This is a genomic window from Simiduia litorea (assembly GCF_042853465.1).
Classification (GTDB): Bacteria; Pseudomonadota; Gammaproteobacteria; order Pseudomonadales; family Cellvibrionaceae; genus Simiduia; species Simiduia litorea.
The window spans coordinates 4,298,995-4,321,618 of the sequence record NZ_AP031497.1 but is presented as its reverse complement, the minus strand read 5'-3'; the positions used below and the strand labels follow the sequence as shown (position 1 = coordinate 4,321,618).

General features: G+C 51.0%; 20 protein-coding genes. 5 read left to right on the top strand and 15 right to left on the bottom strand.

The genetic code is table 11. The annotated features are described in order from the left end of the window. Positions 1-12 precede the first annotated feature (12 nt). From ACGHTT_RS19250 to ACGHTT_RS19205, 10 genes are all read right to left on the bottom strand, one after another. The gene (locus ACGHTT_RS19250) at positions 13-1,044 is read right to left on the bottom strand and encodes an oxidoreductase (protein ID WP_390592631.1); all 1,032 of its coding nucleotides are present in this window, start codon (positions 1,042-1,044) and stop codon (positions 13-15) included. A gap of 89 nt (positions 1,045-1,133) precedes the next feature. After that, positions 1,134-1,931 carry a DUF4349 domain-containing protein gene (locus tag ACGHTT_RS19245; protein ID WP_390592630.1) on the bottom strand — a complete coding sequence of 266 codons (798 nt, stop codon included), beginning with the start codon at positions 1,929-1,931 and terminating at the stop codon, positions 1,134-1,136. Continuing rightward, a complete protein-coding gene (locus tag ACGHTT_RS19240) occupies positions 1,928-2,686 on the bottom strand; it encodes an NUDIX domain-containing protein (RefSeq protein WP_390592629.1) in 759 nt (252 codons plus the stop codon). The genes ACGHTT_RS19245 and ACGHTT_RS19240 overlap by 4 nt, the downstream gene beginning before the upstream one ends. 84 nt (positions 2,687-2,770) lie before the next feature. Next, entirely contained in the window at positions 2,771-3,367 is a 597-nt protein-coding gene (locus tag ACGHTT_RS19235; RefSeq protein WP_390592627.1) for an ACP phosphodiesterase, read from the bottom strand. Next, complete coding sequence (gene gshA / locus ACGHTT_RS19230; protein WP_390595086.1) at positions 3,364-4,971, bottom strand: glutamate--cysteine ligase; 1,608 nt, start codon at positions 4,969-4,971, stop codon at positions 3,364-3,366. Before gshA ends, ACGHTT_RS19235 begins: the two co-directional genes overlap by 4 nt. Before the next feature lie 92 nt (positions 4,972-5,063). Continuing rightward, positions 5,064-5,492, bottom strand: coding sequence for a hypothetical protein (locus ACGHTT_RS19225; RefSeq protein ID WP_390592625.1), 429 nt, complete (start codon positions 5,490-5,492; stop codon positions 5,064-5,066). Positions 5,493-5,596: 104 nt separating this feature from the next. After that, complete coding sequence (locus ACGHTT_RS19220; protein ID WP_390592624.1) at positions 5,597-6,688, bottom strand: efflux RND transporter periplasmic adaptor subunit; 1,092 nt, start codon at positions 6,686-6,688, stop codon at positions 5,597-5,599. An 11-nt stretch (positions 6,689-6,699) separates the two neighbouring features. Then, complete coding sequence (locus ACGHTT_RS19215; protein ID WP_390592622.1) at positions 6,700-9,807, bottom strand: efflux RND transporter permease subunit; 3,108 nt, start codon at positions 9,805-9,807, stop codon at positions 6,700-6,702. Between the two features lie 193 nt (positions 9,808-10,000). Then, positions 10,001-10,807, bottom strand: coding sequence for a LytR/AlgR family response regulator transcription factor (locus tag ACGHTT_RS19210; protein WP_390592621.1), 807 nt, complete (start codon positions 10,805-10,807; stop codon positions 10,001-10,003). Continuing rightward, the gene (locus tag ACGHTT_RS19205) at positions 10,804-11,925 is read right to left on the bottom strand and encodes a sensor histidine kinase (protein WP_390592620.1); all 1,122 of its coding nucleotides are present in this window, start codon (positions 11,923-11,925) and stop codon (positions 10,804-10,806) included. Before ACGHTT_RS19205 ends, ACGHTT_RS19210 begins: the two co-directional genes overlap by 4 nt. A 188-nt stretch (positions 11,926-12,113) precedes the next feature. Here ACGHTT_RS19205 and ACGHTT_RS19200 point away from each other — a divergent pair, with 188 nt between their 5' ends. Beyond that, positions 12,114-12,491 carry a VOC family protein gene (locus tag ACGHTT_RS19200; protein WP_390592619.1) on the top strand — a complete coding sequence of 126 codons (378 nt, stop codon included), beginning with the start codon at positions 12,114-12,116 and terminating at the stop codon, positions 12,489-12,491. 101 nt (positions 12,492-12,592) lie between these two features. Here ACGHTT_RS19200 and rep read toward each other — a convergent pair whose 3' ends face one another. From rep to ACGHTT_RS19185, 3 genes are read right to left on the bottom strand one after another with little or no spacing between them, the layout of a single operon-like run. Beyond that, positions 12,593-14,614, bottom strand: a complete 2,022-nt coding sequence (gene rep, locus ACGHTT_RS19195; RefSeq protein ID WP_390595084.1) for a DNA helicase Rep — start codon at positions 14,612-14,614, stop codon at positions 12,593-12,595. A 20-nt stretch (positions 14,615-14,634) separates the two neighbouring features. Continuing rightward, entirely contained in the window at positions 14,635-15,489 is an 855-nt protein-coding gene (locus ACGHTT_RS19190) for a hypothetical protein (RefSeq protein WP_390592618.1), read from the bottom strand. Between the two features lie 48 nt (positions 15,490-15,537). Beyond that, positions 15,538-16,086: an ArnT family glycosyltransferase gene (locus ACGHTT_RS19185; RefSeq protein WP_390592617.1), complete on the bottom strand. Its 549-nt coding sequence runs from the start codon at positions 16,084-16,086 to the stop codon at positions 15,538-15,540. A gap of 254 nt (positions 16,087-16,340) precedes the next feature. Between ACGHTT_RS19185 and ACGHTT_RS19180 the strand changes: the two genes are divergently transcribed. Continuing rightward, the gene (locus tag ACGHTT_RS19180; protein ID WP_390592616.1) at positions 16,341-18,044 is read left to right on the top strand and encodes an EAL domain-containing protein; all 1,704 of its coding nucleotides are present in this window, start codon (positions 16,341-16,343) and stop codon (positions 18,042-18,044) included. A 20-nt stretch (positions 18,045-18,064) separates the two neighbouring features. Here the strand turns inward: ACGHTT_RS19180 and ACGHTT_RS19175 are convergent, their stop codons facing one another. Together ACGHTT_RS19175 and ACGHTT_RS19170 are read right to left on the bottom strand one after the other, a co-directional pair. Then, complete coding sequence (locus ACGHTT_RS19175) at positions 18,065-19,558, bottom strand: YifB family Mg chelatase-like AAA ATPase (RefSeq protein ID WP_390592615.1); 1,494 nt, start codon at positions 19,556-19,558, stop codon at positions 18,065-18,067. Positions 19,559-19,626: 68 nt separating this feature from the next. Beyond that, positions 19,627-19,845 carry an accessory factor UbiK family protein gene (locus ACGHTT_RS19170; protein ID WP_390592614.1) on the bottom strand — a complete coding sequence of 73 codons (219 nt, stop codon included), beginning with the start codon at positions 19,843-19,845 and terminating at the stop codon, positions 19,627-19,629. A 353-nt stretch (positions 19,846-20,198) separates the two neighbouring features. Here ACGHTT_RS19170 and ACGHTT_RS19165 point away from each other — a divergent pair, with 353 nt between their 5' ends. The 3 genes from ACGHTT_RS19165 to ACGHTT_RS19155 are packed head-to-tail and all read left to right on the top strand — an operon-like array spanning position 20,199 to position 22,570. Further along, the gene (locus ACGHTT_RS19165; RefSeq protein WP_390592613.1) at positions 20,199-20,861 is read left to right on the top strand and encodes a TorF family putative porin; all 663 of its coding nucleotides are present in this window, start codon (positions 20,199-20,201) and stop codon (positions 20,859-20,861) included. A 60-nt stretch (positions 20,862-20,921) separates the two neighbouring features. Further along, positions 20,922-21,260, top strand: coding sequence for a P-II family nitrogen regulator (locus tag ACGHTT_RS19160; RefSeq protein WP_290259949.1), 339 nt, complete (start codon positions 20,922-20,924; stop codon positions 21,258-21,260). A 47-nt stretch (positions 21,261-21,307) separates the two neighbouring features. After that, the gene (locus ACGHTT_RS19155) at positions 21,308-22,570 is read left to right on the top strand and encodes an ammonium transporter (protein ID WP_390592612.1); all 1,263 of its coding nucleotides are present in this window, start codon (positions 21,308-21,310) and stop codon (positions 22,568-22,570) included. Positions 22,571-22,624 lie beyond the last annotated feature (54 nt).

Below are 22,624 nucleotides of genomic sequence, written 5' to 3'. Positions count from 1 at the left end.
AATGTGATAAGACTAAAGCGCTGTAAAAGGTAAGGTTAGACCTTCTCTGTCGGCGCGCACCGCGTGTTCGATCACGTGCATAACCTGTGCGGCCGATACGGGATCAACCGGAATGGCGTTGCCATGGTTAATGCAAGCGGCCAGCGCACGGTAAAACGCCGGGTACTCTCCTGCTAGCGTTGACACTGTTTGGTTCGAATCTTCAGTGTAGAGTTTACCGTGAGCTAACGCCGTTTCGATACCGTAACCTGCAGCCGAGGGTTGGACGCCAGATATTAATTGTGTTTCCTGTGGGTCCAAGCCTATCTTGATAAAACTTCCGCGTGTGCCCGACAACTGAAAACGTAAGTTGGGATGGGCGCTAAACGGGCTAGAGTGAAGAATCACTTCGCACTGTGGGTAGTGCAGTTGCACGTGGAAATAGTCGATGTTGAGTGACTTTTCACGTAGCATTTTTAATCGCGCGCTAATGCTGGCTGGCGTGCCAAAAAGCTCTAGTGCTTGATCAACTAAATGCGGCCCTAAGTCATACCAAATGCCTGCGCCGAGGCCGGGATTTTCCCGCCAGCGATCGCGCACCTGTGGTCGGAAACGGTCGAAATGTGACTCGAAAACTCTAAGTTCGCCAACGGCATCATTGGCAATTAATTGTTTAACCGTCATGAAATCGCCATCCCAGCGTCGGTTATGAAAAACCGTTAATACGCGCTGATGTCTTTTGGCGAGGTTGCAGAGCGCCATTGCCTCCGCAGCGGTATTGGCCATTGGTTTTTCGATAACCACATGTAAGCCCGACGCTAATGCTGCCTCGGCTAGGGTAAAATGGCTATCATTCGGCGAGGTGATAACGACCAAATTCACAAGGTTAGATTGAATTAATTGCAGCGCAGTAGGAAAAATCTTTAGCGCTGGATGTTGTTCAAATGTTAGCCCGGATTGAGAAGAGCTAATCGCAACCAATTGAAACTCAGGGCAAGATTCAATTAAAGGCAAATGAAAGGTTTTTGCTGCATAGCCAAAGCCAATAATGCCAACCTTAATCATGCTTTGTGCTCCCGATGGTGGAGATTTTTTGTTGTTTTTAGAAAGCTCAAGAGCTCAATATTCTAAGCTCCTGAGTAACTAGGCTATGGCTACCGCTTTAGCCGGCGCCAAACAAAGCGTGTAAAAAATAGCATGACCAAAAGTAAAATGAGCCAAGGAAAAATGTAGGCAAGCGCGGTGACCATTGTGGCAATAGCATCGGAGAGATTGTCGCCAAACTCGCTGATTGAATCCAAAATTGGTGCCCAGAAACCGGTGTTGGTGATTTTAGTCAGCTGGATGTTGACGATGTCTTGGTTGACCCTCTGCAATAGTTTGGCTTTTTCGCCCAGCGCATATTCTAAATCTGACTGTACTCGACTCAACTCCGAGGCCACTTTAATGAGCGATTCAATATCTTTGCTGGCTTGCGCTTCGAGTGTCAGTAAACGTTGTTGATACGCTTGTAGCAACTCGATGCGCTTGCCACCATCGACAATGGCGTCTTGCAGGTCATCAACATTGGTGGATTGTCGTGTTAGCGCACCATATTTTCTGGCGAGCTCGAACAGTTTATCGACATCTGCCGGTGCGACGCGAAAGCGTAAATAGCCATTGGCATATTCACCGGCTTGCAATTCCGAGTGCATCATAGTGCAGGACTGACTGAATTTTTGACAGTGCTCCACCAAAGCGTTAACCGCGCTCGGAATTTTCGCCTCGGCCATTTCGACGGTGGCTGAATGCTCGTAGGCTAAGTACTGGCCTCTAGCTTGCGGTCGTTTTGGCGCTATGGCCATCGCAGTTTCATTGGAGCGAAATTGATCCGCCTGTGGTGAGTGGGTATCGCTGCAGCCAATGGCGAGTGCAGCAACAACAAAAAGTCCCAAAAAGTTTTTTAGATTCATAGCAATCCATCCTTATGATTGGCGAAAAATATTTCTAACTTTTTATGCGCGCCTTTGTTGTTTTCCAGTGCTTGTGGTTGCAGGCCGGACAAATTGAAAAGCGCGCTGAATAACTCGTGATTGTAAGCACTATTTTTGGCATCGCGTTGAAAGTCAGCCAGGCTGATCCAGCGCGCGTCTAGTATTTCTTGAGTATCTAGAATTTGAATATGGTTGTGCAAGGGGCGAAGCTCGCAAATAAAGTATAAATTTGATTTGCCAAATTTATAGGGGTGCTTATTGGAGAAGCCAAGTACTGATACAAATTCGCACTTGATGCCGGTTTCCTCTAATACTTCGCGTAGCACCGCATCCTCAATGCGCTCGCCTTGCTCAACATGCCCGCCAGGTAATTTGTAGCCGGTCATGCCATATTCTTGCACCACTAATATCTCGCCAGCACTGTTTTTGATAAGCGCGCCGGCGCCCACCGTATGGCTGGGAATAAAGGGGACAAATTGTGCGGGTTGGTTTTTATGTACCAGTGTCAATTCATGCGCTTGGCAGCAATGATAGATAAAACCCAAGGCCGTGGCACGGCCCACATGGTGAGATTTTTCAATGGGTAGAGTCAGCCAAGTGATGCCCTTATTATTTTCTGCCGAATAGGCCAAGATGTTTGTAAGCGATGCACCAAATTCAACACTGTCTGTGGGTATAGTGTTGGTGTCAATTATGAGGCCATTGAATGCGTCTTCGGTATAATTCACGGGCACAAAGTCTCTTGGTTGTAGGGCGCGAGTATTGCATATTGGCAAGATAAAAACGAACGCAGTGGTAAGTACTCAGTGCGTCGAACCCTAGATATATCGGCTGGCTAAGTCAGCCACGTGGTGACACAGACGTGGGTAGAAGCGGTGAAATATGGCTTCCAATTCCTCGTCCTTTGCTATCAGTTGGACTTCAATGCGATCGAGTAGTGCCGGTTTTGTAATACGTCTACGCAAACTGCCGACCACATTGAGGTAGGTTTCGCGCTCGGCATAGCGCTCGAACAGTCTATGACTTTGTGCTCGGCGAAGGAAACCTTGTGCCTGTTCTGGCATTGATTGCTCGTGCCGGTTCAGATGCATGAAGGCGCGGTGACAAAAATCTGTTAAGGGTTGATGGTGATACTGGGAAAAAGTCTTGGCGAGGTAGTGATCGAACGCAATATCGATGACGGGGCCTGCGATACGCCGGTGTTTATCGCCCAGTAATGTTAAGGCGTTATGTGTTTCGACCTGCAAGTCTACCCAAGCGTCAATGCTCCGGTGTAATGCCACACCTTGTAGTACGCGCTTAGACCACTGAGCGCTGTGCCTTTCTATTGGGCCCTTTAGCCAATCGCCAAGAAAGCCGCCCACTTGCATGTCGGGATTTGGGCCAGACAGTGCAAGGTGAGCCAGGTAATTCATAGGCAGCTAAATTTTGGTCTGTCGCAACAGGTGTATTGTGCATAAAACTTAGCTAAATAGTCCTCGAATGGTTCTTGCTGTTCTTGCTCAAGTTGTGTCTGCGCGGCGAGCGATTCTTTAGTTAGTCGTTCAAATAAACTTTGTTTATCTTTCGATAAACTACGCTGTTTAAAAAATTCTGCATGCTCGATAGAAAGATCTTTGGCTAGCTGGAAAAAGGTTTTATTTTGCGAAGCCATATCGGCTAAAAATCGTGCCGCCGGTGTGGCTGTTGGGTCGGCAGCTTGGGTCGTTACGCGCGTTACGGCAGCAGAGAAGTCCTGGGTATCTGCACCCTGATCGAGAATCGCGGCACAGCTTGTCATGCCGTCGAGGATCTCTTTCGCCCAGTCTTGAATTTTTCGCTCCTTGCCCCGTTGGCGCAGGGTGAGTGCTGGATCTCTACCCTGTTCGACCACGCGTTTTTGGTTTTCTAGCATGTCGGCGTATTCTTCGGCGTCTGTTTCTGGACTTTGCTCGAGCAGGCAAAAGAGTAAAAATGCATCCATAGCGTGCAGTTGGTCGCGGGTGACGCCGAGTGGTTCATAGGGGTTTAAATCCACGCAGCGCACTTCAATGTATTCGACACCGCGCGCATGCAGTGCATTGAGCGCAGTTTCTCCGCGCTGGCTGGTACGTTTCGGGCGAATAGTGGAATAAAATTCATTTTCGATTTGTAGCAGGCTGGTGTTGAGCTGTTTGTATTCACCAGCGGCATCTTTTAAACCAATGTCTTGGTAATCTTTGTGGCCCTGCGTAATGGCGCCGCATAAGGTTTTTAAATAAGTGTTTAAATTGTTGTAGCAAACCGTGAGCGATTGCTGTGCATCACTTTGGTAGCCCAAGTTACCCATTCGCAGCGACGTGGCATGGGGTAAATGCAGTGAGTGGCTATCTTGCCCGAAGGGCTTTAATGCGTGTGGCCGGTCTTTAACGAAGCTTTTACACACGGCCGGCGCGGCGCCGTATAAATAAACCAGTAACCAGAAATAGCGTCGAAAGTTACGGATTAGGTCGAAATAGCTTTGGGTTTTAAAATCTTGAAAGCTGAGCTTGCTACCAGATTTTGCCTGGAGTGCGGCAATCAATTCGTCGGAAAAGGAAAAGTTGTAGTGCACGCCGGCAATGGTTTGCATGGTGCGGCCATAGCGGTGACCTAGCCCAATCCGATAGATGGTTTTCATGGTGCCGGTGTTGGAGTTGCCGTAGCGGGCGACCGGAATGTCTTTGTCGGCACCGACTGCACAGGGCATGCTCGCGCCCCATAACACCTCGTCGCCTAAGTGTTTGTAGGTGAAGGTGTGTATATCGCTGAGTTGCCCGAGCAGGGCATCGACACTGGTGTGCGGTTGCGTGATAAATTCCATCAACGCTTCACTGTAATCAGTGGTGATATGCGGGTGGGTTAAGGTGGAGCCGAGGGCTTTGGGGTGATCGGTTAGGGCCAGCGTGCCTTCGGTGTTAACCCGCAAGCTCTCCTTCTCCATGCCTCTCAGTATGACCTTTAACAGGTGGTGATTGCCCTCGGCCAACCAGGCCAGTTTGTCTTGCAGTGGTTGGGACAGGTTGCTCAAGGGGTGCTCCTTTGCGGGCAGTGGTTGCTGCCGCTCAATCAGTAAGTTTTCAGGCCTCGCGCCCGGCGATGAAACCGCGGCGGTTAGTCCTGAATCGTGTCTTGGTCAAATTCGTCGGCGGCGTCTTCAGCTTGCTCGTCCGCTTCTAGCTCGGCTAGGTCTGTTTCGTCGTCCGCCGCTTCCGGTTCTTGGATGTCAGCGTCATCATTTTGTGACAGTGTCGATTCGGCGTCGATTAAGCTGGCTTGCTCGCCTTCGCCTTTTGGTTGCTCAGGCAGGGGCTCCGGCATGGCCTCGGGGGCGATAATAGGTAGTTTTTTTTCATTTAGCTCACACTCTAGCAGGTGTATGCGCTGGGTATAGTCTTTGGCGTTGACCTCAACCTTCTGGTTGATGCCTTCATCCTTATGGGGCGTTTGATACAAGCTTTTTAAATCGCGTGCGTCAGTCCACTCGCGGTTGCGGTTTAAGATCAGCTTGTCTTGATTCTGGAGGAGGTACACGGTGTTCATAGGGCGTTTTTCGTTTCCGTAACACGTAGATACAGCCTAAATGGGGGCAAGTTTAAAAAATGAAAGACCCTGTGTGGGCGAGATTATCCCCTTGCTGGCTGTGCTCAACTAGCGGCGGCTAGGCCCTCCACGGCCACATGCTGTTTAAGAATGTTCAATGCTTGCCCCTCGCGTAGGCGCTCAGCGCCTCTGACGATCACCAGATCTCCAGCTTCTAATGCGCCTGTGACGGCGATACGGCTGCCGTAGCCATTACCCGTACGCACCTCAATGCGCTCGGCTTTCTCATCTTTGCCAACTTTAAAGACATAGACCTGGGTCTCTCGTAGCACTAAAGCGTCGCGTGGTACGGTAAGGGACGATTGGCTTTCGCCGTTGGGCAATTCGATCTTAACGGCTTCGCCGATCAACCAATGTTCAGCACTCGCGGCGATGCGCAACTCGAGCATGCGCGAGCGCTCGTCGCCCACGGGTACGAGGCTGCGCACGTGGCTCACGTGGGTGCCGGCCTGGGTTTTTATGGCCACTTCGCTACCGGCTTGGACATGCCGAAAGCTACTGAGCGTGGCTTGGGCTTTGATTTCCAGCTGATTTACATTGGTCAGTCGAACTGCCGCCTCGCCTTGATTAATGTGCTCACCAGGCTGGTGATAGCGAGCCACCACTATGCCATCGAAGGGGGCCTTAATCACTGCGCGCTCTATGTCGTAGCGGGTGCGTTCGAGCGCCACCTCAGCGGCACGCAATTGCTGGCGCAGCATTTCTCGCTCCATGGTGAGCCGCTCGAGTTCGGACTGCGAGGCATTGTTGGTTTTTGCCAAGCGCTCACTGCGCTCGACCTGTCGCACCAGAAAATCTAAATTGCTGGTTAGGCTGGCCACATTGGCGAGATCATTCGCTTGCTGTAATTGCCAAATGCGGTCGTTAATGCGCGCGAGCGGCGCGCCGGCTTTAACTTGATCGCCCACTTCGGCAACCCAGAGTAAGTTGCCGGTGATTTCGGAGGCAATTTGCGAATCCTGTTTGCTGATGACGGTGCCGGGTACCCAAACCGTTGGCGCGATATCGCGAATCTGTGCCTCCGCGACTTCCACCGCCGCTGGCGGCATATCTTGAGCAGTGCTGGTTACACAGGTCATCATCAACGCGATGCCGGCAAGCGTTTTAATTAGGTGAGCAGAGCGAATGTAAGTCATTGTATTTTTCCTCAAGCCACGGACTTTAAAGTGCGCAGTGCACTGTGGGCTGGAATATCCTTTTGTGAAAGTTGCCCCTTCGCGCCCATGCGCAGGAAGCATGGCAATAAAACCAGAGTGAAAACCGTGCTGATACACATGCCGCCGACGATCACGGCGGCGAGGCCGCGGTAAATAACGCTGCCTTCACCCGGCATGAGCAACAGCGGTAACATGCCAAAAATACTGGTCAGCGTGCTCATAAAGATGGGCCTTAGCCGCAACATTAAGGCCTGCTCGACGGCGAGATGTCGGTTCATGCCCTCGCGCTCGGCGCTGCGAGTTTGGTGCACCAGCAAAATCGCGTTATTAACCACTAGCCCGAGCATGATCACGAAACCGATCATGGTAAGTAAATCCAGCGGCTGAAAGCTGACCAGGTTTAGCAACCTGAGCGCCACTACCCCACCCACCATTGCCAGTGGCATGGCTAGCAACACCAAGGCACTGTCTTTCGGCGAGCGGAATAAAACGCTCATTAATAAGAATAAAATGAGCAAAGCGACGGCAAAATTTTCGCCCATGGTGCCGAGCGCTCGTTTCAAACTATCGGCGCTACCACCGTACTGGATATTGCCATCGGCGGGCATCGCCGCTTTGATTTTTGGCTCAACCTGGGTTTGCAGCGCAGCCAGTGCTTTTTCCAGCGACATATCTTCGGGTGGCACCACGATGAGACTCAGAGTGCGGCGTCTATCGATGCGGCGAATTTGGTTCGGGCCCACGGTGCGCTCTAAACTCACTAACTGATTCAATGGCACCACCGCACCGCTGGGCGTCGCTAGGGGTAAACTAATTAGCGCCTCGGGGTTGTCCCATAATTGCGCGCGCATGATGACGTCCATGCGCTTGACCGAATCGAAGTATTCGCCCACCCATAAACCCTTGCCGAGCATGCGCACGATGGAACCCATGTCGCGCCGATTCCAGCCCAGTTCCTGCAGCGCGCGATCATCCGGAATCAGTCGCAGCTCTGGCTCTGCGTCGGCGGTGCCGGGGTCAACCCGCGACTGCGCCTCCGGTATTGCTTCGCGCACCCATTCCACCGCCTGTTCGGCCACCGCGGCTAAGGCCTTTGGGTCTGAGGCTTGTAGGTGCATGGGAATTGCGCGGTCGCCGCCAAACTGGCCAAATAAATTCCCCTGAGCGCTAAAGGCCATAGTGTCGGGTAGGTCGACGGTGATTTCTTCGCGCACAATGTTGAGTAAGTCATTGACCTTGGATTGATCCAGCGCGCGCGCGCCCATGGTGCCGCCGCCCGGCCAAACTAGGACGTAATAATTTTTCAGTGCCGGTTCTTTTTCGCCGCTCATATAGGGTTTCATGCGCTGGTTGATTACCGCGATGATTTCCGATTCGATGGTGTCGATATTGGTGGCCGGTGGAAAGCGAAACCAGGTGTCTACCGCGTCGCGTTTTACCGGTGGCAAGTAGTCCAGTTCTGGCATTAATAACCAAGCACTGAGCAGTGGCACGGCAATTAAACCGGCGATGATAGAAAGTCGTTGCTTTTTCGTGTGAGTCAGTCGCATGACCAAGCCGGTGATTCGCAACCACAAGCTTTCATGGTGGTCGGTAAGGCCATCGCTGTTGAGCCAGCGCGATGCCAGTAGTGGCACGATGGTGACCGCAACCAAGAGCGAAATACTCACCGCGATCGTGATAGTGAGCGCCAAGTCGGAAAATAACTGGCCTTCAACATCCTTTAAAAAAACCACGGGTAAGAAAATCGCCACGGTGGTAGCGGTGGATGCCAGCAAAGCCCCCCAGACTTCCCCAGTGCCCTGACTGGCGCTGTCATTGGCAGATAATTTTTGTTCGCGCAAGCGCACCACATTTTCAAGCACTACAATGGCGGCGTCTAATACCATGCCGACGGCAAAGGCGAGGCCGGCCAAGGAAATAACGTTGAGTGTGCGACCGGTCATCTGTAAAACGATGAAGGTTGATAGCAGTGAGATGGGAATGGTGAGCGCAACGATGACGGTGGCTCTCAAGCGCCGCAAAAACCACCAGAGCACGCCAACAGCCAGCAACATACCGAGAAAAATATTGCTGGTTACTAAGTTGATGGCGCGATAAATAAACACCGAGGCATCGAACGACTGCACGATAGTCAAATTTCGATCTTTGATTGGGCCGTCCCGCAGTTCGGCCATCTTCGCTTTTACCGCATTCAAGGTGGCGAGCACATTGGCGCCGCTTTCTCGATTAATTTGAATGCCAATGGCGGGGTTGCCATTTTGTGTGGCCAAACTGTTTCTATCCGGTTTGGCAACGTTTATCTCGGCGATATCGCCCAGTAAAATAGGCTTGCCGTCGCGCCACTCCAACACCATGTCACCCAGTTCGTCGGGCTTAAAGCGGCCGGCCATACGCAGGGTGTATTGGCGCCGACCGACATCGACAAAACCGCCCGAGACATCATTTGACTGGCCGAGTAAGCCGGCGACCACGGGCAGTTGTACACCGAGTTGCGCAGCGCGATAGGGGTCGAAACGAATTTGTAATTCTTCCATATTGCCGGCACCGGCGCCGCCCACGCGGGCACTGGCAACACCGGGAATGGATTCAATAGCTGGGCTAATGACCTCTTCCACAAAGGGAATATAATCGTCGACACTGTTGGGGTTACCGGGTAAAACTTGCAAAAAATACCAGGTCAGCGCGGGTGCACCGCCGTCGCCACCGCCAAGCGAAATGATGGGTTGCATGGCATCGCGCGGCAGCGGTTTCAAGCGATTCATGCGCGAGATAACGTCGATTAAGGTCTTCTGCATGTCGGTTTCCATGCTGAAGGTCAAATTGATCCAAGCCCAGCCAGAGTTGGCTGAGGCAGCCATTTCTTTTACCCCGGGCAATCCTTGCAGTACTTCCTCGATGGGCTCGACAATTTCAGACTCCATCTCCTTTGGGCTTGCCGCGCGCCAACCGGTTTGGATGCTAATAACGGGGTTTTCAATATCGGGAAAGAGTTGAATTGGCAGTTTGCTAAGGCTAAATAAACCGAAGGCGACGGCGAACACGATAGCGACAATAGCGGCTGGGGGGTTGCGCAGCGTAGCGAGCGTTAAATTCATTTGAGTTACCTGCGGCGCCGCAACGTGTTATTCGTTCAGATTGGCTCTGATTGCGTGCGCTCGAAAGACTGATTGGGTTGCCAGTAGATTAGCAAAGTCAGGCAGAATTTAACGTTAATTGAGGTGACGGGAAAACAACGAGCGGCAAGCCGAGGGAACTTGCCGCTGGTTTCAAGGAAGCCGCGATAAATGGTTACTGGAGAAAGGTGGATACTTTTTCTTTGTAGCTTCGGCTCATCTTAAGTTTGTCGCCACTGAGTAAAATTAAATGGTATTCGCCATTGATGTGCGAGCTGATTTTTTCGATGCGCTTGATGTTCACGATGGTTGAGCGGTGTACCCGCTGAAACAACGCGGGGTTCAACTGCGCATCGAGCGCTTTCATGGTAATGCGCATAACGTGAATAACGCCGTTAACGTGTAAACACATATAGTCGCCGGCGGCGTCTACCCAATCGATATCCGCGATAGGTACAAGCGTTATGTTGCCACCGTCCTTTACCGCAATTTTTTCGGGGTATTGACCGGATTTTTCACCGGCATCGCTAAGCCACTCTTGAACTTCGCCGGCATCTTTTTTAGTGATGCGGCCAATGGCGTCTAATAGCTGCGCTTTATCAGAAACGGCGCTTTTATGGCTGTGTACTTCTTGCGCGCGCTGCACGGCTTCTCTTAGTCGCGCGTCGTCAATGGGTTTTAACAAATAATCCACGGCGTGAATCTTAAAAGCATCGACCGCGTAATGATCAAAGGCGGTGCAGAAAATGATCATGGGTAAATCATCGGCCTGTAAACTTCTGACCACATCGAAACCGTCCATGCCTGGCATTTGAATATCCAAAAACACCAGATCGGGGTTAAGTTCGGGGATAGCGGCGAGCGCTTCGTTGCCGTTGCTGCATTCGCCCACAACGTCAATGCCCTCTATGTCGGCCAATCGCAATTTTAATCCGCGCCGCCCAAGTGATTCATCGTCGACAATGAGTGCCTTTAGCGTCATGCTGCTTTGCTCCGTTCAGTGCTACTAAATGGGATGCGAATGGTAATACGCAATCCGTGCGGTTGAATGTTTTCGAGTTCAAAACTGTGGGCTGAGCCGTAGAGTTCTTTGAGCCTTTCGCGCGTATTGGCGAGGCCCACACCGCCGTGCTCGCCCTCTAAACGCTCGCGCAGTGCGATGGCCATATCGGCAATGCCCGGGCCATTGTCGGTTAACTGTATAGACAGTTGATTATGCAATACGTCGGCGTCCAAGGCGATGGTCCCGCCTGTGGGGCTTTTCGCAATGGCATATTTAATGGCGTTTTCAATCAGAGGTTGCATTAACAAACTGGGAATCAAGGCGTGCCGTGCGCTATCGCTGATGGTGAAGCTGATATTTAAGCGCTCTTCGAAGCGCAACTTCTCAATCCCCAAATACAGTTGAAGTGTCTCTACTTCTTGTGCCAGTGTCACTTTCTGCATGGGATTGTTATCGAGTGAGTAGCGCAGAAATTTACTCAACTCTGTGACCATACCGTTGGCGGTTTTGGTTTCTTTTTCCAGAATGAGTGTGGATATCGCGTTCAAGGTATTGAACAAAAAATGCGGATTGAGTTGGTAGCGCAACATTTTAAGTTGGGCCTCGTGCGCCATGGCCTGAGCTTTGAGGGTTTTTTCTTTTTCGACCTGTAGCATACGATAATATTTTAAGCTGAAATACAGTGCCGCCCAGCTTAAAAAAATGAAGAAGGAATAAGTGTACCAGCCCAAATACTCGAACAGGCTGCGCGACGTTTCCATGTCTTTATTGAGGGCAAAGAAGACTTCCATTTTTACAAAGGACCAGACCGCGGTTACACAAATCACCGCAACCAGTGAATAGAGACCGCGAGCAATCGCCTCTTTGCCCCAAATACGTTTGAAATAGCTGCGTAGCCATAGCGATAACACCAAGCCCGAGGTCACGGACATGCCGGTGTAGGCGACTTGCAAACCTAGGTGGCGATCCCAAAAAATAGCTGAAAGTGCGACAAAAAAGCCATATCCAGTCCAGCCGAAGACGTTGAGCGCCCAAAATTGATAGTTGGGAAGCGTGAGAATCTTCTTGATAAGCGGCTGTTGTTCTAGGGGCTGCATGGTTAAAAGCTAAAGGGCTAAGTGTTTTGACATTATAAGGCGCTCTGGTCACTTTAGCGTTGGTTTAATCGCGTATAAGGCCCCGTTGGGCGCAGAGCCGTAAAAATCAGGTGGATGTATGAGGTAAACCTTGGTGGGGGCGTGCTATAACCCTGTCTCCCTTTGGTCGGATTTAAGGATAAAACAATATGATTGGATATGTGATGGTCGGTACCAACGACTTCGCCAAAGCAGCTACCTTTTACGATGCCTTGTTGGCAGAGATGGGGGCCAAGCGATTTATGGAGGAGGAATCCTTCATCGCTTGGGCGAATAACCCAGAACAAGCGGGCTTTTGCATCACTAAGCCCTTCGATAAAAAGGCTGCCACCGTGGGTAACGGTGTGATGGTGGCTCTGGTTGTAGATTCGTCGGCGCTGGTAGATAAAATGCACGCGAAAGCGCTAGCATTGGGAGCGAAAGATGAAGGTGCCCCTGGCCCACGTGGCGATAGTGGCTTTTATGCGGGTTACTTTCGAGATCTAGATGGCAATAAGCTCAACATATTTTGCATGATCAATAAGTAACTGGTTGATACATAATGCTTTAACTTGATGTTTCATACGTTAAGACCGCTGGCTATCGATTGATAGCCAGCGGTCTCTTGGGATTATTGGTCGTTATAGCGTTAGGGTTTCTTTTTGCCACCAAGCATGTCGAGCAAACTGCTTAGCGTAGCGCTGCCTTGGGAGCGATTGGCCTCTGGATTGTGCTGGCCGTTACCCTCCCAGGCGACGTCTTCCTCAGGTAGCTCGTCGAGAAAGCGCGAGTAGGAAGATTCGATAATCTCACCGTATTGTTTGCGCTTGCCGGCCCACGTCATGGTTAGCGTCTTTTGCGCGCGGGTGATGCCTACATAGGTAAGGCGCCTTTCCTCTTCGATATTATCTTCTTCAATACTGACTCGATGGGGCAGTAGATCTTCTTCCATACCCACCATAAAAACATGAGGGTACTCCAAACCTTTGGAGGCATGAAGCGTCATCAGCTGCACTTGATCTTCGTCGTCTTCTTCAGCTTGGCGGTCGAGCATGTCACGCAAGACTAGTTTGGCGATGGCGTCTTCGATAGTGACATCTTCACCGTCAGCTTTTTGCAGAATGGCTTTTATCGAGTCCAATAAATACCAAATATTTTCGAGGCGTTTTTCTGCGACTTTTGGGCTGGAGGCGTTTTGGTGTAACCAGCCTTCATAGTCAATATCTTCCACCATTTGCCGCACGGCTGCCACTGGCTCCTCGCCCCGGCACAAGGTGCCGATATGGTTTAACCACTGACAAAAGCGCTGAATGCGCTCCAGGCTGTGCGCAGGCATATGTTCGCTGAGGCCAATCTCTTGGCAGGCGGCGAACATACTAATGTGTCGCTCATTGGCATAATGGCCGAGTGTCTCTAAGGTGCTGGTGCCAATTTGTCGGCGCGGTGTATTAATAATGCGTAAAAAAGCGTTGTCATCGTCGGGATTAACAATTAAACGCAAATAGCTCATCACATCCTTAATTTCTGCGCGCGCAAAAAAGCTGGTGCCGCCGGAAATCGAGTAGGGAATTTGATGGGCCTGTAATTTTATTTCTAATAAGCGTGCCTGATGATTGCCGCGGTAAAGAATAGCAAAATCTTTAAATTTTATTTGTCGCTTTAAACGCTGCGATAAAATTTCCATTGCCACGCGCTCTGCTTCGGCGTCTTCATTGGCACAGCGAATCACGCGAATCGGTTCGCCTAAGCCCATCTCGGACCAAAGCGCTTTTTCAAACTCGTGTGGGTTGTGGGCAATTAAATGGTTGGCAACACGCAGTATCCGACTAGTGGAACGGTAGTTTTGCTCGAGCTTAATCATTTCCAATGAAGGAAAATCTTTCTTGAGTAGTGCTAGGTTTTCCGGCCTAGCACCGCGCCAGGCGTAGATGGATTGATCGTCGTCGCCAACAACGGTCAGGCCGCCGCGATTGCCCACTAACAGTTTCACCAATAGATATTGGCTCGAGTTGGTATCTTGGTATTCATCTACCAGCAAATAGCGAATGCGCCTCTGCCATTTCTCCAGCACGTCGGGATGTTCTGAAAAAAGCCGCACTGGGGTGAGGATCAGGTCGTCGAAATCCACGGCATTATAGGCTTTAAGCGCTTGATTGTAGCGGCGATAGATTTCGGCTATCTGCGCTTCCCCCGGGCTTTGCGCTTTCGATGCGGCGCGCTCTGGCACGGTGAGATCATTTTTCCAATTGGAAATTTGATTTTGCACCAAATCTAAATGATCGGTGTCTAGGTCGCCATCTTTTAACATGAGTTCTTTCAATAAACCGCGGGCGTCTTCGGCATCGAAAATCGAAAATCCGGGTTTAAATCCCAACGATTTATGTTCGCGTCGAATAATATTCAGGCCGAGGTTGTGAAAGGTAGACACGGTGAGGCCGCGCGCTTGTTTACCTTTGACTAAACCGCTCACTCGCTCTTTCATTTCGCGCGAGGCTTTGTTGGTAAAGGTAACGGCGGCAATGTGGCGCGCAGGCATGCCGCACTCTTCGATGAGGTAGGCAATTTTGCGGGTGATAACGCTGGTTTTACCCGAGCCAGCGCCTGCTAGCACTAAGCAGGGACCATCGATATGCAAGACGGCTTCGCGCTGGCGCGGGTTTAAATTTGCAATGTGTTTAGACAAAAATACTTCTACGATTGAGTGGGCCAAACGCACCGGTAAAAATGAAAAACTTGGCCTTTGTTGCCAGCAATTGTCGTTGTTATTTGATCAATGGGCTGGCAAACGCCATGGTCAAGTATCACGTCTGGTGGTGCTATGTGCGGCTTTGGCCGAATTAAAATACCTCGGTCACCTGGCGCCCAGGTGCCAAACCATTGATCGAATTGGCTCGTTTTGCCGCGTATGTCGAGAACCGGCTCAGGCCGAGCGTACCAAGCTAGCGGCTCGGCGTGGTGCCAATTGTAAACCATCAGTGTCGGCAAGTGCGTATTCTCGCCGTGACTTTGTAATTCTGTGATCCAAGCTTGCTTGAGTGATAGTGCGTGTTGTGCGGCTTGATCCCAGCCAATTTTTCGCTTTAGTGGGTGTTTGTAGTCGTCGACGCTTACCCACGGCAAGGCGATGATGAATAGTGCAATGACCGCCAGCGTGGATGCCCAAGCGTAGGTTGCTATGCGCAGTTTTTTGGCGTTGGGCCACAGCTGTAAAACACTGTAGGTCAGCGCTGGGGTTAGGATTAGCCAAGATGCATAGGTCCAATGGGGCGACGAGTGGCCGCTGCCAGCATGAACTAAAAAGAGTACTAAGGTTGGCAGGGCCCAACACAGGGCTAAGCCAAGGCTCCTTTTATCTTGCGCGCTGAGCTGTTTGATACCAATAAACAGTATTAGAAAAAACGGTGAGTAAGTGGCTACTTGTGCGCCTAGTGCACGCATCAGTACTCGAGCAGACCAACTGCTGTCGCCGGCCTGATAGGCGCTTTGGAAGCGAAAGCTTAGCCAGTCGTTATCCACATTCCAGATGACAACTGGGCTGATTAACAAGATGGCGATGGTGCCTGCTGTCCAGGGCTTGGGCGATAGTAGCCAGCGCTAGTTACGCCTCCCTAGCCAGAGAGCCATCGGCAGTGACAAAACCAAGGTAATGGCAGAGTATTTTGACAGGCCTGCGGCCCCAAAGCCGACGCCTAAACCCAACCAGCCCGCCCAACTATCGCGCTCAAGAATGTTTAACAGAAACAAAAAGCCTAAACAGGAAAACAGCGCTAAAGGTAAATCCGGCGCAGCCATAAATACGATGAAGCTAATGGGAATCAATTGTAGTAGCCATGCGAGCGCTACATCGATGTTCGCTGTTTTGGGGTACAGCTTGAGGGCGATGGTTACGAGCGTATATTGGGTGGCTAGTGTGAGCACTGCTGGTGCTAACCTGAGCGAAAATTCCGAGCTGTTAAAAACTTGAACCAAGCCTTGTAACCAGCCCATTAATGGCGGGTGGTCGACGTAGCTTAGCTGAAGGTAGTAGCCGTAGAGCGCATAGTGGGCTTCGAAAAACATTAGTGGTAAAACTGCGGCCGCTAATAGGTGGAGGAGGGTGAAACCGAGCAGAATTTTGTGAGTATTATTATTTATTGTTCGCACAAGCAGCATCCGACAATCAAAGGACGATGCTAGCAGCCCGAGTCTATTTCGTCATTAGCTCAGAACAAAGTATTAGGTATTTACCATTCATACCACTAATTTGCTATATGGGATGTTTTATTATTCCACTTGTCTCTGGCCTGCGTTAGAGTCGTAACGTATATGACTATTGGTCTTTTACACGTTCAATAGTGACTAGGGAAAGCAGAATAAATTAAAGGATGTAGGCTGCCCGCTCGGGCAACGGCGAGACCATGGATACCCATATCAGGCTGCTATTAATCGACGACGAACAGGTGGAGTACCTGTTGATTGGCAGTTTATTGTCTGACGTTTTTCACACGGCGTACGAAATTACCTGGCTACCCAAATTGGAAGACGCCCTACCGGAAATATTGTCTGACAATTACGATGTTATTTTGCTCGATTACCAGTGGCATAACGGCAGCGCCAAAGATTTGATTTTGGCTGCACGCAATATGGGCGCCAAGGTGCCTATTCTGGTGATGACAGACGAGATGGAGGCCGATGTCGATCGCGAGGCACTGAGTGTTGGTGCTGCAGACTATCTCATTAAAGGTAAAATTGATGCCCAGCTACTCGAGCGCACCATGCGCTATGCCATTGAGCGCAAAGCCAATGAAATCAAGTTATCCGAACTGGCTCACTACGATTCTTTAACCGGCGTCAGTAACCGTATTTTATTTCGCGATCGGCTGGATCATGCGGTCGATTTGGCCAAGCGCGGCGACCATCTGTTTACGCTGATGTATTTAGATTTGGATGGCTTCAAGCCGGTTAACGATTGCTACGGTCACGATGTTGGCGACATGCTCATTCGCGAAACAGCGAAACGGTTGCAAGCCTGTGTACGTTTGAGCGATACCGTGGCGCGGGTAGGTGGCGATGAGTTCACCTTGTTGCTCGATGATATGCACAGCACGACCGATATGGCGCATTTGGCGGAAAAAGTGATTGATGCTATCTCTGTGCCTTTCGCACTCGCCGGCATGGAGATCACGGTAGGTTGTAGTGTTGGCATCGCGCCTTATCGCCCCGGCGCCGATGGCGAAAGTCTACAGCGCCAGGCCGATATGGCCATGTATCGCGCCAAACAAGCTAACGGCAACCAGTATTGCTTCTATGCCGAGAGTATGGATAACGATGCACGTCGGCTTTTGCAAGTCGAACAGGAGCTGCGCCGTGGTTTGAGTCGGGGCGAAATTACGGTGTATTACCAGCCTCGCATCGATACGGTGACCGGTGAAATTTGCGGTTTAGAAGCGCTGGCGCGCTGGCGCCACCCTGCGCGTGGCTTGTTAACCCCCAGTGACTTCCTCGCCGTGGCCAATAGCAGTGGCTTGGTGGTCGACATGGGCTATCAAATATTCGACATGGTGTGTCGCGATGTGGTGATACTCAAGCGGGTGGGATTGGGTGATCTATCGATGTCGGTGAACCTGTCTCGACGTCAACTGCGCGATGATAATTTAACAGAACAGGTTATTGCGGCCCTCGATAACCATGGCTTGCGCGGTAGCCAATTAGAATTTGAATTATCCGAGGATGCTGTTATGGGAGATGTTGCCTTGGCGACAGAAGCCTTGGGCACCCTGGCTATTACCGGCGCTAGTTTCTCATTGGATGACTTCGGCTCGGGTATGTCGTCGTTATCTACGCTGCAACAGTTACCGTTTTCACGCGTTAAAATTGACCGGCAACTGGTTTCAGGTATCACTCAGGACAGGGAGCAGCACGCCTTGGTTATGGCGGTTATTCAATTAGCGCACAGTTTAAAATTAAGCACTGTGGCCGAGGGTGTGGAAACCGCCGAGCAACTAAAGCGCCTGCGCGAATTAGGTTGCGATGAAGTACAAGGATTTTGGTTGGGTTCACCTCAGCCGATCGAAGATATCCTGCGCTTGTTGCAAGTGGATGCCGCGCTGCTCGAAGTCTAAGCAAAACCGCTCATCAAGGTTTAGGCCATAGGCCTGTCCAAGCGTCGGTAGTTAACGGCTTCGGCGATATGTCCGTCCTGCACTTGCTCGCTCTTGGCCAGATCGGCTAGTGTGCGCGCGACTCGAATAATACGGTGCCAAGCTCGAATAGAGAGCCCAAGTTTATCCATCGCGGCCGAGAGGTAGGCGTGTTGGTCTTCGGTTAATGGGCAGAGTTGATCGAGTTCTTTGGCGCTCAAGGCTTGATTGGTTTTCCCTTGCCGCGCTAACGCGCGTTGACGCGCCTCGATAACGCGCTGTAAAACCTCGGCGCTGGTTTCTTCTTTACTCTCACCTCTAAGCTGGTCTGCGTGTATACCCCGCACCGGTACATGCATATCGATCCGGTCTAATAACGGACCTGATAAGCGCATGCGATAGCGCCGCACCTGATCAGATGTACAACGGCAGCGACCTCTACCATCGCCGAAATAGCCGCAGGGACAAGGGTTCATGGCTGCGACGAGTTGAAATTGACAGGGAAACACCGCCTGCGCCTGTGCTCTAGCGATGCGTACCTCCCCATTTTCAAGCGGCTCGCGCAGAACTTCTAGGACCGGGCGGGAAAACTCCGGTAGCTCGTCGAGAAACAATACGCCGCGGTGCGCGAGGGAGATTTCACCGGGCTTAGGCTGTGAGCCACCGCCGACTAATGCGGGCGCCGAGGCGGTGTGATGGGGGTGGCGGAAAGGGCGCTCGCGCCAGCGATGGGGCGCGCCAGCCACCGAGTGAATTAAGGCGATGTCCAAGGCTTCTTCGTCACTCAGGGGCGGTAGAAGCGTGTTTAAGCGACTTGCGAGCAGGGTTTTACCGGTACCGGGAGGACCGTAGAACAATAAATTGTGTTGTCCAGCAGCAGCAATTTCCAAGGCCCGCCGGGCTTGAGGCTGGCCGCGTACATCCGCTAAATCTTGGCTATTGGGTATTGGCTCAGCCGGCCTTGAGGTGCAGGGATTGAGCTGGCTGCGACCGTGTAAGTGAGCGCACACTTCCAGTAGGTTGCCCGCCATCAAGGGTTTTGCTTGGCTATACAGCGCTGCCTCGTGGCTATTGTCGGCTGGCAGTATCAGTTGCCTACCTTCGGCATGGCTGGCGATAACAGCGGGCAGACAGGCTGAAATTGGCCTTAGCTCGCCAGACAGTGCCAGTTCGCCAACGCACTCTACATTGGCAAGCGCTTGTGCGGGAATTTGACCCGATGCGGCGAGGATACCTAGGGCAATGGGTAAATCGAAGCGACCGCCTTCTTTGGGTAAGTCGGCCGGAGCGAGGTTGATGGTGATGCGACGGCTGGGAAATTCGAAATGGCTGTTGATGAGCGCACTGCGCACTCTATCTTTGCTTTCTTTAACGGCGGTTTCCGGCAGGCCAACAATGGCTAAACCCGGTAGCCCGTTGGATAGATGAACCTCAACTTCAACCACGGGTGCTTGAATCCCCGAGCGGGCGCGAGAGTGAACAATAGCCAGTGACATAGACGCTCCTTGTCTGTCTTGGGTCAAAATATTACATGGCCTCCTTCCCAGAAGTACCCGTCGATCCGTTAAAGCTTAGCTTGTAATTCCGCTAACTGTTGCTCTAGCTGCTCAAGCTTGGCGCGAGTGCGCAGTAACACGGCCTGCTGGGCGTCGAACTCTTCCCGACTGATCAGGTTGAGCTTCGTGAGCAAGGACTGCAATAGCGCTTTGGCTTCACTGGCGCCGACTGGGGCGTGGTCTTGTAAGCGTTGGCGAAAATCGTTGATGAAATCTTGAGGTTGCATGGTTAAGTCCTGAGTGAATGCGCAAATATTAACGCGAAACAGGGTATTAATTGCGTTTTAAATTTGATCTAGCAGAGAAAACTGCCTTTCTATTCGTGTACTAGGCTAATGCGCAACATATCGGTGCGGCAGCATGTTTCAGTGCACCAATGTGGCGCCTTGGCACTTTAATCTCTATTTTAAAGCTTTGCATTTGATTAAATAATTAACTGTAACTTATTGTTTTTTATATTTTTTATTGTAGTTGGCAAGGCTTTTGTATAGACACAAGCACCTGAGTAACAGGCGGCTAAATAAATCATCAAGCTTGTTTAGCACAAAACAAAAAAACGACATCCCAAAGGAAGAGACACATGAAATTGGTTGCCAAATCTTTATTAGCCTCAGCTGTTCTTGCTGCTAGCACCATTGCAGCGCCCACCATGGCCGCAGACGTTAGTGCCAACGTGGGTTTTAATTCTGAATATTACTACCGCGGTATTTTGCAGAAAGGTTCTTCTGCCAACGGTGGTTTTGATGTTGAGCAAGGTGGTTTTTACGCGGGCGTTTGGGCGGCCGATGTTGGCGATGGCTTAGAGATCGATCTTTACGGTGGTTATAACTTCGAAGTGAATGACGACCTGTCGTTCACTGTTGGTGTCACCGACTACGAATACACCGGCGAGTTCGACACCGTATATCGCGAAATAAATTTAAGTGCATCGTACAAGTGGTTGAGCATTGGCTATTCAGATGGCTACCACGAAGCACTCGATGGCGTTAGCGATGATGAAAAATATGGCTTTTTAGAAGTGACGCTCGAGAACAACGGCTTCTACGGCAAAGTCGGTTCTTATAGCAAGGACTTTGATGGCGAATACTTTGAAGCTGGTTACGGCACGACCATCAGCGATATCGATTTTGGTGTGGCGTTGATCGTTAACAGCAAAGAGCTGTCTGACGAAGAGGATGGCGATGGCGACTCAACTACCGGTGAAGCGTTGATCTTCTCTATTAGCAAATCTTTCGATCTCTAATAGCAATGAGCGTCCGTCTGCAGACGGGCGCTTTCTCCCCCCTCTTATGGAGTGAAAGCGATGAAGCTGATTACAGCAGTTATCAAACCGTTCAAGTTGGACGCAGTGCGCGAAGCGCTGTCTGAAAATGGTGTACAGGGTATTACTGTTACCGAAGTAAAAGGTTTTGGCCGTCAGAAGGGTCATACCGAACTTTACCGTGGTGCCGAGTATGTTGTTGACTTCTTGCCAAAAACCAAAGTGGAAGTGGCTGTTGGCGACGCCCAAGTCGATGTGATTGTTGAGGCCATAACGAAAGCTGCAAATAGCGGCAAAATTGGCGATGGCAAAATATTTGTTTCGCCATTGGAGCAGGTTATCCGCATTCGCACGGGTGAAACTGGCGAAGAAGCGCTTTAAAGCCTCGCCGATAAAAACTAACTGATAATATTTGTTCGGAGAGACTCATGGAAAATGATATTTTTCAGCTCCAGTACGCGCTAGATACGTTTTACTTTTTGGTGTGTGGCGCGCTGGTAATGTGGATGGCAGCGGGTTTTGCCATGTTGGAAGCGGGCTTGGTTCGCTCTAAAAATACTACCGAAATCTTGACTAAAAACGTGGCTCTGTTTGCCATCTCTTGCACCATGTACATGATTTGCGGCTACGCCATTATGTATAAGGGTATGGCCTCTGAGTGGTTCTTCTTGGGTGATATTTTAGGCTCTGGTGTGGTTGAAGGCGGCGAAGAAAATGCCACCTACGCTCCCTCGGCAGATTTCTACTTCCAAGTGGTATTTGTGGCGACGGCTATGTCTATCGTTTCTGGCGCTGTTGCCGAGCGCATGAAGCTTTGGGCTTTCTTGGCTTTTGCCGTGGTGATGACCGGTTTTATCTACCCAATGGAAGGTAGCTGGACCTGGGGCGGCAACCCAGTATTCGGTTTGTACACCTTGGGTGATCTTGGTTTCTTAGACTTTGCCGGTTCAGGTATCGTACACATGGCGGGTGCTGCTGCAGCCTTGGCCGGCGTGTTAGTGCTTGGCGCACGTAAGGGTAAGTACACCGCCGACGGTAAAGCTGTTGCAATCCCCGGTGCCAATTTACCTATGGCTACTTTAGGTACCTTTATTTTGTGGATGGGTTGGTTCGGTTTTAACGGCGGCTCTGTATTAGCAACCGCGTCTGTGGATAGCGCCAACGCAGTAGCGGTGGTATTCATGAACACCAATGCGGCCGCTGCCGGTGGTTTGATCGCCGCGCTAATGTTGGCTCAGATTCTATTTGGTAAAGCAGATTTAACCATGGCGCTTAACGGTGCGTTGGCGGGCTTGGTAGCAATTACCGCTGGTCCAGATACACCTACTGCGTTGCAAGCAGCACTGATTGGTGCCGTGGGTGGTTTGTTGGTTGTCGGCTCTATTCTAACCTTAGATAAGCTGAAGATTGATGACCCAGTCGGTGCGATTTCTGTGCACGGTGTGGTCGGTCTGTTCGGTTTGCTGGTAGTGCCAATGACCAATCCGTTAACCGAAGATGGCGGCTCCAGCTTCACCGGTCAGCTGATCGGCGCGGCAACAATTTTCGGTTGGGTGTTCGTGACTAGCTTGGCAGTATGGTTCCTGCTCAAGTTGGCTATCGGTATCCGCGTTACCGATGAGGAAGAGTACAACGGTGTCGATCTATCCGAGTGCGGTATGGAAGCCTACCCTGAGTTTACCAACAAGTAAGCTCACTCGCCGCCATCTCTGATGGCTGAAGAATCCGGCTATAATGAGGTTTAC

What these genes read in the sequence shown, in the direction of transcription:
- ACGHTT_RS19250 (WP_390592631.1), bottom strand. Translation starts at nt 1,044, where the DNA reads ATGATTAAGGTTGGCATTATTGGCTTTGGCTATGCAGCAAAAACCTTT.
- ACGHTT_RS19245 (WP_390592630.1), bottom strand. Translation starts at nt 1,931, where the DNA reads ATGAATCTAAAAAACTTTTTGGGACTTTTTGTTGTTGCTGCACTCGCC.
- ACGHTT_RS19235 (WP_390592627.1), bottom strand. Translation starts at nt 3,367, where the DNA reads ATGAATTACCTGGCTCACCTTGCACTGTCTGGCCCAAATCCCGACATG.
- ACGHTT_RS19225 (WP_390592625.1), bottom strand. Translation starts at nt 5,492, where the DNA reads ATGAACACCGTGTACCTCCTCCAGAATCAAGACAAGCTGATCTTAAAC.
- ACGHTT_RS19220 (WP_390592624.1), bottom strand. Translation starts at nt 6,688, where the DNA reads ATGACTTACATTCGCTCTGCTCACCTAATTAAAACGCTTGCCGGCATC.
- ACGHTT_RS19215 (WP_390592622.1), bottom strand. Translation starts at nt 9,807, where the DNA reads ATGAATTTAACGCTCGCTACGCTGCGCAACCCCCCAGCCGCTATTGTC.
- ACGHTT_RS19210 (WP_390592621.1), bottom strand. Translation starts at nt 10,807, where the DNA reads ATGACGCTAAAGGCACTCATTGTCGACGATGAATCACTTGGGCGGCGC.
- ACGHTT_RS19205 (WP_390592620.1), bottom strand. Translation starts at nt 11,925, where the DNA reads ATGCAGCCCCTAGAACAACAGCCGCTTATCAAGAAGATTCTCACGCTT.
- ACGHTT_RS19200 (WP_390592619.1), top strand. Translation starts at nt 12,114, where the DNA reads ATGATTGGATATGTGATGGTCGGTACCAACGACTTCGCCAAAGCAGCT.
- ACGHTT_RS19180 (WP_390592616.1), top strand. Translation starts at nt 16,341, where the DNA reads ATGGATACCCATATCAGGCTGCTATTAATCGACGACGAACAGGTGGAG.
- ACGHTT_RS19175 (WP_390592615.1), bottom strand. Translation starts at nt 19,558, where the DNA reads ATGTCACTGGCTATTGTTCACTCTCGCGCCCGCTCGGGGATTCAAGCA.
- ACGHTT_RS19170 (WP_390592614.1), bottom strand. Translation starts at nt 19,845, where the DNA reads ATGCAACCTCAAGATTTCATCAACGATTTTCGCCAACGCTTACAAGAC.
- ACGHTT_RS19165 (WP_390592613.1), top strand. Translation starts at nt 20,199, where the DNA reads ATGAAATTGGTTGCCAAATCTTTATTAGCCTCAGCTGTTCTTGCTGCT.
- ACGHTT_RS19160 (WP_290259949.1), top strand. Translation starts at nt 20,922, where the DNA reads ATGAAGCTGATTACAGCAGTTATCAAACCGTTCAAGTTGGACGCAGTG.
- ACGHTT_RS19155 (WP_390592612.1), top strand. Translation starts at nt 21,308, where the DNA reads ATGGAAAATGATATTTTTCAGCTCCAGTACGCGCTAGATACGTTTTAC.